Origin of the sequence: Halorubrum sp. GN11_10-6_MGM (assembly GCF_005435165.1) — an archaeon.
Lineage (GTDB): Archaea > Halobacteriota > Halobacteria > Halobacteriales > Haloferacaceae > Halorubrum.
Genome location: NZ_SGUC01000024.1, coordinates 27,874 through 45,607, shown reverse-complemented (window position 1 = coordinate 45,607; position 17,734 = coordinate 27,874). Strand labels below are relative to the sequence as shown.

Here is a 17,734-nt window from a genome sequence, read left to right as displayed (position 1 = left end):
CAAAAATGACAGCAGCTAATAATCCTAACCCTCCAATTCCGAAGATGATCCGCCGTCGTAGTCCTGAGCTATATTCCATTTACCTACTAATTGCCACATTACAAGAAAGGTATGTTGATGTGGCGTGGGTGACTTCTTGTTTGTCAGGACTTAAGATTCTATTCCTCTAGCAAGAACTTATGGCCAGAGTGAATCCAATTGATCTCGTGTTACGTAAGATCTCGCTCAAGATGGTGGCTTCACAGCATCAGAATTGTCTGAGAATCCCGATACGTAATTACATGATAGAACTGTGATTGACACAGCAAAATCCGTTTCAATTAGTTATATAAAATCCACGAAAGGAATTGTACAGTTAGTTGCTGTACTTTCTGTTTTGTCAATTGTAACAGGTGTGGCGACGCTAACAGGAGCCGCAAAAATTAATTTTATTGCCGATCAGTTACCATCAAGTGCGATAGAGTCTGCTGGCTTTACAGGGGCGCTAACTGGGTTCCTTCTTTTTCTCACCAATTACGGTCTTCGGCGACGCTGGCGGGCTGCATGGTACGCATCTCTTTTTCTCGTTCTCACGGTAACGATTCAGGGAGTTCTTCAGTCAAGCGCATTTTCCACACCGCTTGTACTGCTTTCTTTTATTGTATTTACCATATTATTGCCTAAAAAAGAGGTATTCGACCGAAACGTCGCACTAACTGACACACAAATCGCTGCGGGCTTAGCTCTGGTCGGTGCGCAGGCGTACGGTACGATTGGAACGTATTCACTTCGCAATGATTTCCGTGGAATTGACACTCTATTAGATGCATTTTATTTTACGATTGTAACTGGAAGCACGGTTGGATACGGCGACGCCACACCTGTTCCGGAAAGCGGATTTGCTCGCTTGTATGCCCTGTCAGTCTTAATCGTTAGTACGGTTACGTTCGCTGTCGCGCTTGGTACACTCTTAACTCCCGTCATTGAGAATCGCTTCAGCAAGGCATTAGGAATGACTAACGACGCTGAACTTGACCAGCTTTCAGATCACATTGTTATCGCGGGGTACGATCAATCAACAATCCCGATTATTGATGATTTACAGGGTGATTGCCCACTGTTGGTGATTTCTGAAACTGATAAGGCACTAAGTGTTACTGGACCAGATGTTTTAGAGCTACATGGTTCTCGGACATCAAATGCGACATTCGAACGTGCTCAGCTAGATGTAGCGCGTGCCGTCGTTATTGCTACAGAAGACGATGCAGAAGACATCATGACAGCCATCACCGTGAGAAATCAAGACGACGATATCTGGATTGTTGCTGCGGCGACAAATAAAGAGAATATCGAGAAATTCCGCTTCGTAGGGGTCAATACGGTAATCAGTCCGGCTCTTGTGGGCGGAGAGTTATTGGCAGAATCAGCTCGGAGCCAACAAGACACTGCAACGGAGGTTGTTCAACGATTGCAAGACAAGTAATCGAAGAAAAATGTCATGAACTATGCGGCGAGCGACCAGTATGAGACACTCGCAGCGACTCAAGTGAAATTTTCTTTGCTGAAGTTCTCCGTAGATGTCATGTTCTGATCAGAAAACGGTTGGTATTGATGTTATACCAAACGATTCAGCACCTAGTGACGATAATAATCTAACGTATAGATACCATTTGCCGTCAAGGACTCACGTCTGAAAAATAGAAGTAGCAAACAATGGTACGTATGTCTGGCGTGCTACAAAGACAATCCATATGTGAGGACCGAACCGAGTATGAGTATGGATTCTGACGAATCCGCTTCGGACGCCAGGGATGGAAACTCTGGGGTTGAGGTCGGTGGAGGCGCTCCAGATAACTCCGAACCTGACGTTCTAGAAGAAGGCGCTATTGAGGGCCGTCTGGGGCGGTTTCTCCGTAGCGGACGGACGAACGCGTTAGTTGCGTGGGCGATGGTGACAGTACTCGCAGGAGTGTTCGTCGAGAGCCTGTTCGACTTTGACCTCCTCCCGATGGCTATCGTCGCCGCTATGATCGTTGTTGTGCTCGCACCGGCAATCTCGGCTCGAAACGCGAAAGTGATGCTCCCATGGGAGGTGCTTGGGCTGGCGCTGTTGCCAGTTCTGGTGCGAGCGCTCTTTGGGGGAGAAGTGGGAACTTTCGCAGCGTATCTCGCGCTCGCCGCGTTCGCGCTGATCATCACTGTAGAACTTCACATGTTCACCACGCTGCGCGTGACACACTGGTTCGCTGTCGTCTTCGTCGTGATGACGACGCTGGCGACAGCGGCAGTGTTGACGGTCCTACGGTGGAATGCCGATCGGATGCTCGGTACCAACTTGTTGACGACAAACAAGGCGCTGATGATCGAGTGGCTCTACGTGACGCTGGCTGGGCTCGTCGCCGGAGTCCTCTTCGACGCGTATTTCCGGCGGCGCGAAGCATACCTCCACCGAGCGATAGGATGGGTGGTGCGCCGATGAGTGTTCGAGGCGCCCTCCGCGCTCGCTCGTCCCCTCGGACACATCGGCGGCTCACGAGGGTGATGCAGGTTCTCTTAGTTACTATCGTCGGATACGGCGTGCTGTTCGGCCAGCCGAAGGCGATCACCAATGGTGGGATTGGCCTGTTCGTCACGTTCATTCCGGCGCTGCTTGAACGCAACTACAACATTCCTCCCAACCCATGGCTTGGCGTGTGGATTACGTCGGCGGTGTTCCTCCACACGCTTGGATCGGCATGGTTCTATGCGCTGATCCCGTGGTGAGATCACCTCACGCACGCTCTCTCGGCGTCGCTGGTCGCCGGCGCAGGATACACGACGCTGCGAGCGATTGACCTCCACAGCGACCAAGTCGAGATCCCAGCGCGCTTCGCGTTCGTGTTCATCTTTGTGGTGGTGCTCGCATTCGGAGTCGTCTGGGAACTGTTTGAGTTCGCGCTTGACATCGTCGCCGCCGAGACCGGTATCAAGATGCCGCTCGCTCAGCATGGGCTCGATGACACGGTTCTCGACCAGATGTACAACTCTGTAGGGGCACTGATCGTGGCGACGTTCGGACAGGCGCACCTCACTGGAGTCGCGGCGCGGATCGAAAAAGGGCTCTACGGGGCGTTAGACGAGGGTTCGTGAACTACCTCGGAGACAAGTATCGAGGCTTCACCGTTTTGAGCTCGTATTGCCACTAGTAGGTGAATTTAATTGAAGGCGCGTTTATTTCGACCTTCGTCGTCGATGAATTGGATCTATCCACCTAGTGATCTCGATCTTCTCGCTCTCTACCAAGATTCCATCTCCGAATTCTCTCGGCAGCGGTCCTGAACCGAGCACAGGAGGAGCTTATACAGAATCAAGGAGAATACCTGCGGCTTTAGCCGTAGGATGAATCCGACAAAACTCTACACAGTCCACTGTTCGATGACAGTCCTGAGTTTCCAAAATCCGTAGTTTCAACTTGTGTTGTTTCGTATCAGGGGGTAAGGTCAGGTCGGAACGGAGCGATTCCGAACGGCCTTCGGTGGCGGTCTACCCGCCACTAATGAGACAGTATGCGAAACACCAACACGGTGAACACGAATGCTAGAGGGGTTCGCCTCGTGCCTGTTGGTCGAGCAAGCTCAAAGGCAACTCCAAGTCCGTCGAAGCGACGTTGACTCCCTGCTGGCAAAAACAACAGATGGGGAGTTAACGATGCCGAGGATAGGAGTAACGGCGGTTTGGCACCGCCAGTCAGCCGCCGTTTCGTGATGGGTTAAACGGGTTCCCGAAGAAGAAACTGGAGTCATGGTTGCGAACCTGAAACCCCCAACGCTCAGGATTCCTGCGTCTTCAGGCGCAGGAGGATGTCAACCCGATGCGTTCTGCGGATTCAACGGAGTAGCTGGATTCATCTCACAGAGACACAGATGTTCTCCTCTGTTCTCGATAAATTCGTCAAGAGGTGTCCGGTTCCCCGTATTCTTCCTACCTCTGAGACGGGGGTAGAAAATATTGCTGGGATGTCAGCCTGAGACTGACAGATTAATCCCACTCCATACGCCTTGGTAGCGTTCCCACAACAACACTGCTGGGGGGAGCGCTATCACGGTAAACACGAAAGAATAGATCACGCTCACCGCCATCAAGAGGCCGAAGTCCCCAAGCACGGGTGTGATGGCGAGCGCGAGCGCACCCGTCCCGAGCGAAGTGGTGAGCATGCTCCCGAGCAGGGCGCCGCCCGTCCCCGAGAGCGTGATAATCATCGACTCATAAGCGTCGGCGCCGGCGTTGTACTCATCGATAAACCGATGTGTGGCGTGTACTGAGTACGCAATTCCGAGCCCAATTGAAATCGATAGAATTGTTCCAGTCAGCGCGTTCAGTGATATCCCGAGGTATCGCATTGTCCCAAGTAGGAATGCGATTGCGATTAAGATCGGGAAGAGATTCGCTATTCCGAGGAGCGGCTTGCTCTCCAATACGGCGTAGGCAATAACGAGGAACAATCCTGTTAACCCCATCGCGATGATTAGTCCCTGAATCGAAGAATTGAAAATGATATCAGTCACTGCGTCGAAAACGACGATCTGACCGGTGGCGGTCGTCTCGTACCGGAACTCTTCAGCGAACTCCCGAGTGTCGGCCGCGGCCTCACCCTGTGAGGCCCCGGAGTCGATCGCGTAATCGACCTGCGCACTCCGTCGATCCGGCGTGAGGTACTGCTCAGCCCGATCGCCGGACGACGATGCGAACAGCACGTCGTAGATACGGTCGAGATTTTGGTCGGGTATTCCGTTTCCGTCGATATCGTTGCGGGCGACCAGTTTGGCGAACTCCGGATTTCGTTCGGCATGCGATTGAATTACAGTCACAATACTGGTTGGCTGGGCGCTCCCACCATCACCGACTGCAAGTGAGCCTGATGCATCGTCGTTCGGGTCCGCGAGAGCCTCAAGCGCATGGCCCTCTTCGAAGTTCCCTTCGACGTACAACTTTACTGTTTGATCTTGGTTAGTTGAGAAGCGGTCTTCAAGCAGGTTCAACGTCTCAGTGACAGTGTACTCACTCGGTGCGAACGGCTCAGGGAGGCTGGTCACATAGTCCGGTTGCTCCTCCGGGGGAAGGAAGTCCTCGGTCTCGAAAGAGGTGTCGACGCCGCTGCCGTACGCCGCGGCCATCCCCCCTGTCACGAGCAGCACGACCACGAACGCGATTGGCGCGTACCGGCTAACCTGTGCCGGAAACGTCAGGAACTTCCCAAGCGTCGAGTCCTCGGAAGAGATCGGGGCCGAGTTGAACTCCGGGACTCCGTACTGCTCTCGCAGCCTGTCGACGACCAGTTTTGCTGCCGGCAGGAACAGCCCGAAGATCAGGAAGGTGAAGGTGATCCCGACCGCCGAGGCGATTCCCATGTTTCGGATCGGCGTGAGGTCAGAGATCACGTTCGCCCCGAATCCGAACACAGTGGTTACAGTGACAATGATGAACGCGATCATTAGCTGGTTATTCGCCTCGCGCATCGCCTCTGTCGCCTCATAGCCGTCGACGACCTCCTCGCGATAGCGGTTGATGATGTGGATCCCGAAGTCGACCCCGACCGCAAGCAACAGCACGGGAACGGTAATCATCTGTTGGTTAAATGGAATTCCAGAGAACCCAAGGAACCCAAACGTCCAGATGATGGTCATCAGAAGCGACAGCAGCCCGAGCGCGAGGTCAATCGGATCGCGGTAGGCGACGACTAGGAACAACAGCAGCAACAGCACAACGACAGGCATCACGATGGTGAGCGAGTCACCGATGACGTTGGCCGTCTCGGCGTTCGTCACGCCGCTGCCGAACGCCGTGAGATCCCCGGGCTGATCAGCTGCAATCGATCGGATCGTCGTTTGAACCTCTTGGAGGTCCCCATCGGAGAACCCTCCCGGCACGTCGTGTGAGATGATCGTAATCGACGCGCTTGCGCTCACGCTCGTCGGATTGAAATCTGTCGCAACCGCCCCCGTAAACCGCGGATTTTCTGAGAGGCTGCGAACGACCTGTCTGACTCGGGTCGCACTCGTCGACTCCAAGACGCGCCGCTGTTCGGCTGCCGTGGTCGCCGACGGGTCGATTGTCTGTGCGACGACCGTGGCTGGGCCGTTGGCCGAGGCTACCCGGAGGTCGTCTCGCGACTCAACCTCCTCTAAGACCCGGAGGTCTCTGAGTAACGCCTCTTTCGTCAAAACGTTACTTCCCGAGTGGATGAGTTGTGTGGACTCATCATCGGATTCGAATGGATCTTCGAATTCTTCGTTAACCGCGTCAAGTGCCTGCTGTTCCTCGAGACCATCGGTGAACGAATCGGTGGCCTCAGTGTCCGTGCTGACAAGGCCTATCCCGCCGGTAAACACCAACGTGAGAACGAGGAATATGATGATGACTCGGCGCGGGCTGTCGACGATGGCGTCGTTAACTCGCCGTGTCCACGCCTCGATCCGCTCGCCGAGAGACATCGGTTACTGCCGCCTCCGGTAGACGACAAGCGCCCCCGTCCCGACGACCAGGAGTGCGACGATGATAACCGGCAGCGGTAGTCCACCGCCCTCACTCTCGGTCACGTCTATCGGGACACGGTAGGTGTCTGTCAGCTGGCTGTCTCCGTCCGCGTCATCGTACCGGAAGTCAAGCGAGATTGGGTACGTGCTACCTGGCGTTGCAGAGCCCGTCGTGGTCAACTCGAAGGTCATCGTGGTGGGTTCCCCGGGCTCAAGTGATTGAACATACCCCGTGTCGGTATCACCTGTATCGAGCGGATCGTCGGCGAACAACCGTGCCTCGACGTCGCTGGCAGTCTCGTTGAGATTATTCGTTACGGTGACATCGATGGTACGAGTCCCGTCTGACTGGATAGTGCGGTTCTCGACCGCAACGTCGAAGCGGTCACGTTCGGGAGCGACTTCGGCGTCGACGACAAGTTCCTCGAACGCTCGCGTCTCGCCCTCCTCGTTGCGGTACTGCACAGCCATGTCGAGCGAGCGTAAGCCGGCCTCAGCCTCACCACCGATTGCGATAGGCAGGGAGAAATTCGCGGATTCGCCGGAATCAAGCGTCCCTACAGCAGTCGACCGCTCTGCCGGGATCACGCTCTGGGAATCGCCGGCGTACTGAACAACAACGCTACGGGCCGGAACAGGACCGTCGTTGCGAACGGTGCCGACCAGTTCGCCGTCCTCGGCAACACGAAGCTGTGACTCCACGTCAGCAAGTGCGAACTCCTGTTCGGCAAGCGGGAGGATCCCGAGCGAGAGCCCATCGTCGGTGCGGGTGATCCCGTCGGGGTCTTCGAACTGCACGGAACCGGCAAGCGTGTATTGCTGGACGGGTAGATCGGACGCGACGCCCACATCGTATGCGACAGATGTCGTCTCGCCGGGTTCGATCTCCTCGATCCGAACAGTGTTGGACTGGCCGTCGCTTACTGTGACGCTGCTACTTTGCGTCCCGAAAGTCACGTCAGCATTATGCGCCGTCTCCGCGCCGACATTCTCGATCGTCGCCTCAACGGTGCCGCTGTCACCGATCTGGGCGTCGCTGTCGATGTCAACGACTTGGAACCGGGCGTCGTCGCGCACACGGACTTCAACGTCGCGGGAGACGGTCACGGTCCGGCTCTCGCCCGAAGAGATGTAGCCGTAGGTGAGATCTAGATCCAGCGAGTATGTTCCGGGCTCGACGCCCTGCGGTACGTTCAGACTCACCGGTAGTTCACCGGGGGCGCTTGTTGTCACGCTACCGATCGATGTCTCACCCGACTCAACAGATAGTGGACCACTCGCTTCAACCTCGGCGCGGACGTTGCGCGCCGTAGTGACAAGATCGCTGTTCGCAGCGTTCCCGAACCGAAGGTCTCCGTCGTTGGCGATCTGAAGGGAGATCTGATTCGTCCGGCCGGGGACGAGGTTCGGGTTCGGCGCGAACACGTCAAGGTCAGGAGACCCACCGATGTTCGAGGCCTGTGCGGGCGCTCCAACTCCGACACTGGACGCGGCGTCGGAGCCGGTTAGCTCGGCGCCGACAGCACCGATGCCGAGACCACTAGTGAGGAGAAGCACACTCACAAGCACAACGGATAGGGGGCGAGTCCGCATGCGCTACCGCACCTCGATAGTCGTGGTGTTTGTACACCGGGATCGAGGGAATTCCGCTGTGGGACTACTCGGCGAGAAGTGGCAAGATCGTTGCACACTCACCACTTCACCCGAGAACCAATAAACATTTTGTTCTTGGAATCTCATGTCTCGGTATGGAACGAAAAAACGAAGCTGTCGCAGCTGACACGAGGAAGGAATAATGGCGCGCTTTACCGATGAAGATCGCGAGCGTATCCGCAAAGAGTTGACTGAAGCGGGCCACAAACTTTTCGCGCAGTTCGGTTTCGATCGAACGCGTGTGAGTGATATTACGGAAGAGGTGGGAATCGGTACTAGTACGTTCTACCAGTTTTTTGACTCGAAAGAGCAACTGTATCTTGTTGTGCTGGTCTCTGAGCGCGATCAGTTATTTGAAGAACTCAAAACAGTCGTCGGTGAGGTGGAGACACCACAGGCGGAAGCTGAAATGATCCTGCGGACGACGCTTAAGCAAGTCCGAACGAACCCTCTTATTCGGAGGCTGTTTGTGGAGGGTGAGATACGACGGATCGATGAGCAGTTGGATGGAACAAACTACGATGATGCCACCAGTACAGGAGGCGACAATGACACGGGCACCACTAGTGAAGACTATAGCGACAACAAACCCGACACAGCTGCCGAAGCAGATTTCCGCGTGTTACCGCAGCCGGAAGCATGGGTTGCGCACGATGATGTCCGGATAGACGATCCGGATATCATACGAGGACTCCTACGGTCGCTGCTGTTCGTCACGCAAGCACAGAACACACCTATTGTCCTGAACAAGACCTATGATGAGGTTGAGGAGGCACTGATCGACACGGTTATCACTGGATTGTTCGCGGATGAATCGATGTCTTCTACTGTTTGATTCAGAAATTCAGGTTAGTGAACGGTGAGCATTCGCCTACCGCTCTCAGCGTGTGAACTACCCCACCCTACTCGCTCACCGCTGACGCGGTTCGCTCCTTGAGGGTGGGGCTTCCTGCTTCCACAACGCGCTTTGCAGATACGGACGTATCCACAGGGAGCGCAGTCTCCACAGGCGTTGATTCGGAGTGAACCACTCCTACTTTTCCGAGGCCACGAGAAAGAATATTCCACGCCGCATTCGCGTCCCTATCCGCCTCGAACCCACACGACGGACACGAATGCTCACGAACCCACAGCGGTTTGTCCGTCTTGACACCGCATGACGCACACTCTTTCGTCGTATCTTTCGGGTCAACCGCGACGAAGTGCGTCCCTTCGCGCTCGCACTTGTATTCGAGCATCCGCAGGAACGTCCCCCACGCCGCTCCCGCTCGGTTACGAGAGTTGCCCGGGAGTTCGACCAGTCCCTTCGCGTCCAAATCCTCAACGGCCACCAAGTCGTACTCGGTCGCGTAGTAGTTCGAGAGCTTGTGCAAGAAGTCTCGCCGCTTGCGCTTCAGGTCAGCGTAGCAGTCGGCAACAACCCGAAGTTGTTTTTCCCAATTCGCAGACCCGTGCTGTTTCCGTGAGAGGTCGCGTTGTGCGCGTTCGAGTCGCTCACGTTCCTCGCTGAAGTCGGGACTCTCAATGGCGTACCCGTCAGTATCGTGGGCGTACTTGAGAATCCCCACGTCGATACCAACGACTTGTTCTGGTCTCTCAGGTTTCTCCGGCGTTGCTTCGTCCACATCGATACCGAACGTGGCATACCACTCGCCCGTGGGTTCTTGCTTGACCGTAACCTGTTTGATGGTCGCGTTCTCGGGAATGTCTCGGTGGAGGTGAATCGGAATCTCACCGATTTTGCTCAACCACAACACGGGCCGACCACTCGTATTCTTGAGTTCGAAGCCGGACTGATTGTAGGTGAGCGACCGATACTCCCGAGGGGGCTTCCACTTGAGCATCCCCACAGCACGCCCGTTCTCCTTCTGCGCTTTGAGCGTGGAGAGGTTGTCGTAGACCCGCTTGACGGCCATCTGCAACACCTTCGAGTAAACATTTCCGAGGTCGTCCCACCACGATTTAAGGTCGGGAAGTCGCCCCTGTGCCTCGTAGCGAGCAGGAATGTCGTCTGCCTCGTTGAGTTTGTAGAGGACGTGATTGTACAGTTGCCTACAAGTATCGACGTGGTACAGAAGCGTCTCGGTGAGGGCTTCTGTCGGGTTGAGTCGATACTTGTAGTTGTACTTCATCTTACTCGTCTGAATCGGGTTCGGAGACGCGGACGACTTTCACGTCGGCTCCGCGCCAGCGTTTGGGAACGATGACGTGGGCACTATTCCCCGACGGTTTTGCCGTCCCGTTGAGGACTTCCTCGCCTTCGATTTCAAACCTGTCCATCACCAATGTATATATTATGTATAGATATAAAAGTAGCGGTGGGGCTGTGGGCCGGGCAGCGAACGTGTTTGAGAACCGTGCGGCGCTGTATCCCCTCCCTACTGCGCTACTCAGTCGCTTCGCTCCCTGCGTTACTCCTTGAGGAAGGGGACTTAGCGCCTAATTCCAGTTAAAAAGGAAATTCACGCTGAATGCCACACATTTCAGGGTGTGGTAGGTAACTAATGTAAATCTGTCAGGTACCCGTTTATTTAACACGTCTGTGTGGGACTACCGAATCATGGGAAGGAAGACAGTCTCATCCCACGTTTCCGCTCTGGTTCGCTGACGGTTCCTTTTGTGGAAGTGATATACTGACGACAGCTCCGGCCACTTCCCTTTCGCTAAACTGTACACGACCGCCGAGGAGGTCGGTTCCCCATTTGATAATCCACAGTCCGAGCCCACTCCCATGGTGAAGCACAGATTCCGTTCCTTCAGAAAGTACGGATCGTTCGTACTCGGGTATCCCCGGCCCGTTATCGCGGATTTCGATCTCTATCTGCTCACCTACGCTGGCAACAATCTCAACATGTGGGCTGTCACTGTTGTTGTGTTCGGCAGCGTTTTCGATAGCGTTCGAAAGCACCGGACTAACGAGAACATCGACAGCTACGTTCTGATCAGGACACTGTAGCTCAAATGTAACGTCCGGAAAGCGTGATCTCACCTCTCTCAGTCGCTCTTCAAAGATTGTCTGCATCGACCTGAGTTCAGGTTTCTCTCGAGCACGGCTGAAAAGCCGGATCGCCTCGCGACCCTTCTGTCCCAACTCATCGATTTGTAGGGCGCTTTGTTTTACCCGATCTGCTGCTTCCGCTGGTAGGCTCTCGCTGTACCCAAGTATTAGGTTTGTTTCTGTCTTGATGTTGTGACGAAGCACGCGATTGAGAACCTGCAGGCGCTGTTCTTGGCGTAAGAACTCAGTCACGTCCTGTAACGTCACCATGCTCCCAGTGACCTGCCCTCGCTGTGTAGTAATCTCGACGGTTTTGACCTTGAAATCCCTCTTGCCAGACTTGGTTTGTATCGTTAGAAAGTCTTCAAACGACCCGGAATCTGGGAACGCCTCATACTTTGGGATCGTCTCTGCCGCAGATGACCCGAGCAGTTCATCTCTTTGCACATTGAGCATCTTTAGCGCCGGTTCGTTGACGTTAATGACGTTATCATTGAAATCAAGAACAACTATGCCCTCTTGGGCACCATCGAATACGAGTCCTTGGGCACTGTTGTTCGGTGCCGGGTTCGTTCGCAGCAAACTGTACCGCCGAATAGAGATCAGGTAAATGACGCCAGAAACTGAAAATGCGATTGGTGTCGGGTCGATAGGGGTTTTGAGAACACCTGCGAGGTAACAGAAATTTATCACCCAAGGAATAAACAATGCTCCAATCAGTGTACATGCCTGATTCCGAAACGCAGTCATCTGGTCCAGAGCCAACCCGATCAACAGAGCAGTGCCCACGCTACCCAGTAAATACGTATAAGCGGCGACGATCCAATACCAGATGCCACCGTTGTTGTTCTGGAGGACGCTGAGATTTTGGGTTTGCGCGATACTGATCTGGAGGAGATCTTGAGCCGGCCCGAGAATGGCCAAAATCACGGTCACCACCGGGACGACTGCGAATGTCGATACATATCTCCAGTTCAAAAAACGATCGCGACCGGTGTATGATAACGCAAACAGTATCCACCCGAGTGGGATTGCAACGACACCGATCCACATCATGTGCATCCAGAATAGCTTCGCCTCTATGGCAGGTGCTCGGAGTCGAAAGACGAGCATGAGCGACCAGAATACCTGTCCGGCAAGCAGTAGTACGAGAGGTCTTGCCCCCGGAGTTTGTCCCTCTCTCCACGCTAAGATGGCCGAAGCTGAGCCAAGAACGACAGAAATGTGTAGCACAAACAGCAGAAAAATAGTATTCGACACAGTATTACAAGGACACCAATGTATACTAACTTTATGTCTAAGAAATTAAACTACGTGCCTTCAATAAAAAAAAGAGAGCGCCGTGGATTACCCGGAGATAGCGATGAACAGTCCGCACGCCACGAACACGTAGTTCATCTCACCGAGCAACTCTAGGCGACGGTAGTCATCACTACGCCCAATTCGACTGTTAAGGAAAACCGCCAACACTCGTCCAGCAAGAAGGACCACCGCGAAAAGTGCTGGGAGGAATCCGCTAAGAAACGCTCCAACGACGACGAGAATTGAGAGCATGTTGATGATATACAATAGATGGCGTGTCCGGTTGACGCCGACGACAGTCGGAAACGTTGAGACATTATTCTGTGCGTCATCTTCGATGTCACGGACGTTCGGAATTTCAGTGTTGACGAAAATGTCTGCGAAGAAGTAAATCGCCAACACGATGGCAAGCGGCGTGATTACGGCGTCAGCAAACACAATTGGCAGGAACACCATTGCTGTCGCCCACGCTAGTGCCACAAGCGTAGAGTTAAGGACAAAGATAGCCTTCAGGCGCTCGAGTGGCACAAGCGATCGTTCAGACAAATCCACTACGTACAAGATCCAAGTCACACCTGGAACGAGGGTGACCGCAAGTGCGAGTGGACCACCAAGCGCTGAGAGAGTAATTGCAAGTCCGTATGCTCCAGCAGACGTAATCGAAAGCAGACGCCTGTGTCGCCCGATGAACGCACTTCGCTCAGACGTCGCTTGTGGGTCATATCGCACATCGCTGATTCTGTCACCGACGTAAACACCGTAAGCAACCAGTCCAACGACGATGGGTGCCAGGGATGGCTCAAGCGACAAGATCACCATCGTGACGAGTGTTCCCGCGATCCCCATGCCCACAATATCAAGTTGGAGAAAAATACAGGCTTTTCGGATACGATGCCACAGTTCGACTGATGGACGAAAACTGCTACCGGTTCCGGTAGTTTCTTTGCCGGAACTCGTCCGTTCTGGTTTTTTCTTTGACATTCTGTTAGGGACACCGCAAGAAAACACGCTGTTGCTTCCCTGGGTGTCCGCCATAAATTACTTCCAACTGACAATAAAGATAGATAGAGACCCTTCAGCAGATCAACTGTCTGTTTGCGGGGCCCTCAACTATCTATTTTGTTGACATATCGTGATTGCGGTTCGTATCCCTTAGGAGAAATCAGTATGAACTGGTTGGATGATTACAGCAACAGAACGACCAGCTCGACGAGTTTGCGAGCGTGATCTCCCACGACTTGCGTAGCCCGATCAACGTCGCACAAGGTCGTGCGGCGCTTCTTGCCGAACAGGGAACATCAAGCGCTCCGTCAACTAGTGAATCCCTACGCCTTACAGCGATTCAACACAGCCGTTCGAGACAACGATGATCGTGACGTCGATGACCTTATCGAAGAGATCGATCACCTCTTAGTTCACTCAACAGCCGACGCTAACGTTCAAAGCTGAGTAACAGGACAGCTGTTACCCTGACTCCCCCCACGCCATTTTCCAGCTGACGACATAGACGACAGCAATACTTTCGTGTATATTGGTGAACAGCCGATATTTGTCATCGGCTGAGGGGCTATATTAATCGAGGTTCTAGTTGAGGTGATGACAGAGCAGTCTTCACGACGATCTGTGCTAACTGCGACGGCTGTTGGCATCGGAGCTTCACTCACCGGCTGTCTCGACGGCGGTAGGGGCCAAACGGCGCGAATTTCCGGCGGCGTTGGCCCACTGCCGATGGTACAGGTGTGGGCCGACATCTACGCCAAGCAGAGCGATCTCGCCTTCGACATCTCCGGTGGCGGCACCGGCGTCGGGGTCTCCGACCTGTTCAACGAGCAGGTCGACGTCGCCATGATGGGACGTGAGCCTTTCGAGGAAGAGCGCGAACGCGGACTTGTCGCGGTGCCGATGTTGATAGACACCGTTGTCGGCACGGTCAACAAAAACAACCCGGTGATCGACCAGATTCAGTCACAGGGGGTAACCAGAGCGGAGTTAGAGGCAATATTTACTAAAGAGATCACCAACTGGGGGGAGCTGTTTCCGGACGCCGGCGTCGACGCCGAGATCGTCGTCTACGGCCGCTCGGACGCCTCCGCGGCGTACAAAAAGTGGGGCGAGTTCCTCGGCGGCGAGGGCAACGCCTACACACAAGACGAGCTTGAGGGGCTCTCGGACGGCAACTTCAACGGCGATCAGCCGGTCGCCAAGTCGCTCGGCGACAGCGAAAACGCAATCGCTATGAACAACGTCAACTACGTCTACAACCTCGACACCGGCGAGCTCGACGGCGAGATCCGGCCGATCCCCCTCGACGGCGACGGCGACGGGCTCTCGGAGTCCGAGTCGTTCTATCAGACCCGAAGCGAGTTGCTCGCAGCCGTCGAGCGCGGCGACTACCCAGCACCGCCGGCCCGCGAGATGTGGCTCGCCGCAAACGAAGCCTTCGACGCCTCGGTTGCGCCGTTCATCGAGTGGGTGCTCACCGACGGCCAGCAGTATGTCTCCGAAAACGGCTACGTTCCGCTGACCGAGGATCGCCTCGAAGACGGCCGTGCGACCCTCGAAAACAACACCGAATCGTGACCACTGACACCGACAGTCTCCGGAATCATGCTCGGTCGAGTCGGCTCGGCCGGCGGCTGTTGGCCGAACGCTACAGCAGCTACTGGCTCACCGCGGCGGGCTATCTGGCGGTCGCGCTGTTTGCGGGGATCACGCTGCTGTTGTTCTACCGATCGCTGCCGATCCTCTCGGAGTATCCGCTCAGCTCGATGTTGGCCTCCGCAAACTGGGACCCCGCGAGCAACGAGTTCGGCTTTCTGCCGGCGATCGTCGGCACCGTCTACGTCACCGCGCTGTCGATGGCGATGGGAATCCCCATTGCACTCGGTGCGGCGATCTATATTGCCGAGTACGCCGAGGGGCGGACGAAGACGCTCGTCGCCGCGCTGATCGACGTGTTGGCGGCGATCCCGAGTGTGATCTTCGGGCTGGTCGCGCTGATCGTCGTCGTGCCGTTTATCAGTAGCTACGTCGCCCCGGTGTTCAGCGAGAGCACCGTCGGCGTCGGTATCTTCACCGTCAGCCTCGTGATGGCGATCGTCGTCACCCCGTTTATGACCTCTCTGGCGGTCGAGTCGCTCGAATCGCTCCCCGACGAGCTGCGGGAAACGTCGCTCGGCGTCGGCGCGACCAAGTTCGAGACGATCCGGTCGGTGCTGCTTCGGGCGGCCGGGCCGGGCATCTTTTCGGCGATCCTGTTAGGGTTTGGCCGTGTGTTCGGCGCGACGATCGTGCCGGCGTTGCTGATCGGCGGCCAGACACAGATACCTACCTCGATCTTCTCGACGGGTCAGACGCTGCCGACGCTGATCGTCAACGATTTCGGCGAGCTGATGTCGCTACCGCTCACACAGTCGGCGTTGATCTTCGTCGGGCTGATGCTCGTCGTCGTCGTCTGGCTGTTTAACTTCGGGGCGATGCTCGTTCAACGGCGGCTCAAACGGCGGTGGCAGTACCGATGAACCGCTATACCACACAGCGGCTGTTCGGGGTTGCGGTGCGGGCGGCCGCGCTGCTGGTCGTCGGTGTGTTGCTGTTGGTGATCGGGGTCACCGTTTCCAGAGGCGGCGGCGTGTTGCTCGCCGATCCCTCGATCGTGCTCACGCCGCCGGGCGCGCGCTACATGCTCGAAGGAACGGGCGGCTTCCTGCATGCGGTGCTCGGCAGTCTCTTTATCGTCGGCCCGGCGACAGTCGTCTCGATGGTGGCTGCGGTGTCGACGGCGGTCTATCTCCAGAGTGACTACTCCAGCGAGCGGTTTTCCGAGGTCGTGAATATGTTTCTCAACGTGCTGTGGGGCACCCCACCAATCGTCTACGGCGTCTTCGTGTTAACGATCATCATCGCCACGGGTGCCCAGACCAGTCTGTTTTTCGGCATCGTCGCCATCGCCATCTTCCAGTATCCGATCATGACGCGCTACACCGACGAGGCGTTGCGCGCGGCCCCGGAGACGGTTCGGGAATCAACTTACGGGCTCGGCGCGACCCGGTTTGAGAGCATGCGGATGACCGTTCGGGCGGCCGCACCGGGCGTGATCGCCGGCTTGGTGATGGGGTTTGCCCGCGGGATCGGCGATGCGGCGACCGTGCTGTTTACGACTGGCCGCAGCACCCGGATGCCCGGCGGGCTGTTCGAGGCGGCGACGACGCTGCCGGTGCTCATCTTCGATCAGGCGATGTCATTTAACGCCGAGGTTCGCTCTCACGCCTACGCGGCGGCGTTCGTGTTGACCGTCGTCGTGCTCGGCTTGGTTCTTCTTTCGAAGCTGTTGGCCGGGCGCTATGCACGATACACTCCTGGAGGAAACAGATGACAGAGATCCCACTCACGACAGACCAGCTTTCAGTAACGTACACCGGCGACCGCGAGATCGAGGCCGTCAAAGGCGTCTCAATCGACTTCCCGGCGAACACGCTCACGACGATCATCGGCCCCTCGGGCTGTGGGAAATCGACGCTGTTGAAATCGCTCAACCGGCTCCACGACATCCAGGAGAACGTCGCAATCGACGGCGACGTGTTGCTCTCAGGGGAATCGGTGTACAACACCGACGTGCCGGCCCCGGAGATCCGCAGACAGATCGGCTACGTCCCACAGACGCCGACCGCGCTGCCGGTGTCGATCTACGAAAACGTCGCCTACGGGCTGCGCATCCACGGCGACTACGAGTCGAAGGCTGAGCTTGATGAGAAGGTCGAAACCTATCTCCGGAAGGTCAACCTCTGGGAAGAAGTGTCCGACCGGCTCGACGCGCCGGGTGCGGAACTATCGACCGGTCAGATCCAGCGGCTCTGTGTCGCCCGGTCGCTGGCCGTCGAGCCAGACGTGTTGCTCTGTGATGAGGTAACCTCCGCGCTCGATCCGGTGTCGGCCGAAAGCGTCGAGGCGACGCTCAAAGGGCTAAAATCCGAGTATACGATCATTCTCGTCACCCACAGCATGGCCCAAGCCCGTCGAATCGCTGACGAGGTTGTCTTCCTCTATCTCGGAGCGGTCATTGAGGCCAACGATGTGCGGTCGTTCTTCGAAAATCCACAGAAAGAGCGGACAAAATCGTTTATCGGCGGCTCAACACCGGTTGACCGCGACGACACACTCGCTGGTCCCACGGTCACACCGCCGGTCTCCGATGGTGGCGAGTAGACAGCCACGGATCACAGCGCGCGCTCATCGTCGGCGCAAAAGTCGTTTGGAAAGTAACGAAGATATTCAGAACCCTTCGATCAGC

At 55.8% G+C, this 17,734-nt stretch carries 14 protein-coding genes and 1 pseudogene; 9 read left to right on the top strand and 6 right to left on the bottom strand.

Annotated features, from left to right (window positions below):
* Positions 1-292 precede the first annotated feature (292 nt).
* The 3 genes and pseudogenes from EXE46_RS11845 to EXE46_RS11835 all read left to right on the top strand — a co-directional run bounded on the left by EXE46_RS11845 (position 293) and on the right by EXE46_RS11835 (position 3,108).
* Entirely contained in the window at positions 293-1,462 is a 1,170-nt protein-coding gene (locus EXE46_RS11845; protein ID WP_137688594.1) for an NAD-binding protein, read from the top strand.
* 294 nt (positions 1,463-1,756) lie between these two features.
* On the top strand, positions 1,757-2,458 hold the full coding sequence (locus EXE46_RS11840; RefSeq protein ID WP_394348197.1) for a hypothetical protein: 702 nt from the start codon (positions 1,757-1,759) through the stop codon (positions 2,456-2,458).
* A gap of 62 nt (positions 2,459-2,520) precedes the next feature.
* Positions 2,521-3,108: pseudogene (locus EXE46_RS11835) on the top strand (hypothetical protein).
* A gap of 869 nt (positions 3,109-3,977) precedes the next feature.
* On the opposite strand, the gene EXE46_RS11830 reads toward EXE46_RS11835, so the two are convergent.
* Positions 3,978-6,449 carry an RND family transporter gene (locus EXE46_RS11830; RefSeq protein ID WP_137688593.1) on the bottom strand — a complete coding sequence of 824 codons (2,472 nt, stop codon included), beginning with the start codon at positions 6,447-6,449 and terminating at the stop codon, positions 3,978-3,980.
* Positions 6,450-6,452: 3 nt separating this feature from the next.
* Positions 6,453-8,084, bottom strand: coding sequence for a COG1361 S-layer family protein (locus tag EXE46_RS11825; protein WP_394348196.1), 1,632 nt, complete (start codon positions 8,082-8,084; stop codon positions 6,453-6,455).
* A gap of 202 nt (positions 8,085-8,286) precedes the next feature.
* Here EXE46_RS11825 and EXE46_RS11820 point away from each other — a divergent pair, with 202 nt between their 5' ends.
* Positions 8,287-8,979 carry a TetR/AcrR family transcriptional regulator gene (locus EXE46_RS11820; RefSeq protein WP_137688592.1) on the top strand — a complete coding sequence of 231 codons (693 nt, stop codon included), beginning with the start codon at positions 8,287-8,289 and terminating at the stop codon, positions 8,977-8,979.
* 67 nt (positions 8,980-9,046) lie between these two features.
* Here EXE46_RS11820 and EXE46_RS11815 read toward each other — a convergent pair whose 3' ends face one another.
* From EXE46_RS11815 to EXE46_RS11800, 4 genes are all read right to left on the bottom strand, one after another.
* Positions 9,047-10,276 (bottom strand): RNA-guided endonuclease TnpB family protein, encoded by a 1,230-nt coding sequence (locus EXE46_RS11815; RefSeq protein ID WP_137688591.1) that lies wholly within the window; start codon positions 10,274-10,276, stop codon positions 9,047-9,049.
* 1 nt (position 10,277) lies between these two features.
* Positions 10,278-10,427: a DUF2080 family transposase-associated protein gene (locus EXE46_RS11810; RefSeq protein ID WP_137688590.1), complete on the bottom strand. Its 150-nt coding sequence runs from the start codon at positions 10,425-10,427 to the stop codon at positions 10,278-10,280.
* Between the two features lie 295 nt (positions 10,428-10,722).
* A complete protein-coding gene (locus EXE46_RS11805; RefSeq protein WP_241981552.1) occupies positions 10,723-12,402 on the bottom strand; it encodes a histidine kinase N-terminal 7TM domain-containing protein in 1,680 nt (559 codons plus the stop codon).
* Positions 12,403-12,489: 87 nt separating this feature from the next.
* Complete coding sequence (locus tag EXE46_RS11800) at positions 12,490-13,290, bottom strand: UbiA family prenyltransferase (protein WP_241981551.1); 801 nt, start codon at positions 13,288-13,290, stop codon at positions 12,490-12,492.
* A 377-nt stretch (positions 13,291-13,667) separates the two neighbouring features.
* Here EXE46_RS11800 and EXE46_RS17750 point away from each other — a divergent pair, with 377 nt between their 5' ends.
* The 5 genes from EXE46_RS17750 to EXE46_RS11775 all read left to right on the top strand — a co-directional run bounded on the left by EXE46_RS17750 (position 13,668) and on the right by EXE46_RS11775 (position 17,649).
* Positions 13,668-13,814 (top strand): hypothetical protein, encoded by a 147-nt coding sequence (locus tag EXE46_RS17750; protein WP_137688589.1) that lies wholly within the window; start codon positions 13,668-13,670, stop codon positions 13,812-13,814.
* Between the two features lie 226 nt (positions 13,815-14,040).
* On the top strand, positions 14,041-15,024 hold the full coding sequence (locus EXE46_RS11790; protein WP_137688588.1) for a PstS family phosphate ABC transporter substrate-binding protein: 984 nt from the start codon (positions 14,041-14,043) through the stop codon (positions 15,022-15,024).
* Entirely contained in the window at positions 15,018-15,965 is a 948-nt protein-coding gene (gene pstC / locus EXE46_RS11785; RefSeq protein ID WP_394348198.1) for a phosphate ABC transporter permease subunit PstC, read from the top strand. The genes EXE46_RS11790 and pstC overlap by 7 nt, the downstream gene beginning before the upstream one ends.
* On the top strand, positions 15,962-16,819 hold the full coding sequence (locus EXE46_RS11780; protein WP_137688586.1) for a PstA family ABC transporter permease: 858 nt from the start codon (positions 15,962-15,964) through the stop codon (positions 16,817-16,819). Before pstC ends, EXE46_RS11780 begins: the two co-directional genes overlap by 4 nt.
* The gene (locus tag EXE46_RS11775; protein ID WP_137688585.1) at positions 16,816-17,649 is read left to right on the top strand and encodes a phosphate ABC transporter ATP-binding protein; all 834 of its coding nucleotides are present in this window, start codon (positions 16,816-16,818) and stop codon (positions 17,647-17,649) included. Before EXE46_RS11780 ends, EXE46_RS11775 begins: the two co-directional genes overlap by 4 nt.
* Positions 17,650-17,734 lie beyond the last annotated feature (85 nt).

Bases quoted from the DNA above. Each gene is read 5' to 3' on its own strand.
- EXE46_RS11820 (WP_137688592.1), top strand. From the start codon at position 8,287: ATGGCGCGCTTTACCGATGAAGATCGCGAGCGTATCCGCAAAGAGTTG.
- EXE46_RS11840 (WP_394348197.1), top strand. From the start codon at position 1,757: ATGGATTCTGACGAATCCGCTTCGGACGCCAGGGATGGAAACTCTGGG.
- EXE46_RS11780 (WP_137688586.1), top strand. From the start codon at position 15,962: ATGAACCGCTATACCACACAGCGGCTGTTCGGGGTTGCGGTGCGGGCG.
- EXE46_RS11815 (WP_137688591.1), bottom strand. From the start codon at position 10,276: ATGAAGTACAACTACAAGTATCGACTCAACCCGACAGAAGCCCTCACC.
- EXE46_RS11800 (WP_241981551.1), bottom strand. From the start codon at position 13,290: ATGGGGATCGCGGGAACACTCGTCACGATGGTGATCTTGTCGCTTGAG.
- EXE46_RS11830 (WP_137688593.1), bottom strand. From the start codon at position 6,449: ATGTCTCTCGGCGAGCGGATCGAGGCGTGGACACGGCGAGTTAACGAC.
- EXE46_RS11825 (WP_394348196.1), bottom strand. From the start codon at position 8,084: ATGCGGACTCGCCCCCTATCCGTTGTGCTTGTGAGTGTGCTTCTCCTC.
- EXE46_RS11790 (WP_137688588.1), top strand. From the start codon at position 14,041: ATGACAGAGCAGTCTTCACGACGATCTGTGCTAACTGCGACGGCTGTT.
- EXE46_RS11775 (WP_137688585.1), top strand. From the start codon at position 16,816: ATGACAGAGATCCCACTCACGACAGACCAGCTTTCAGTAACGTACACC.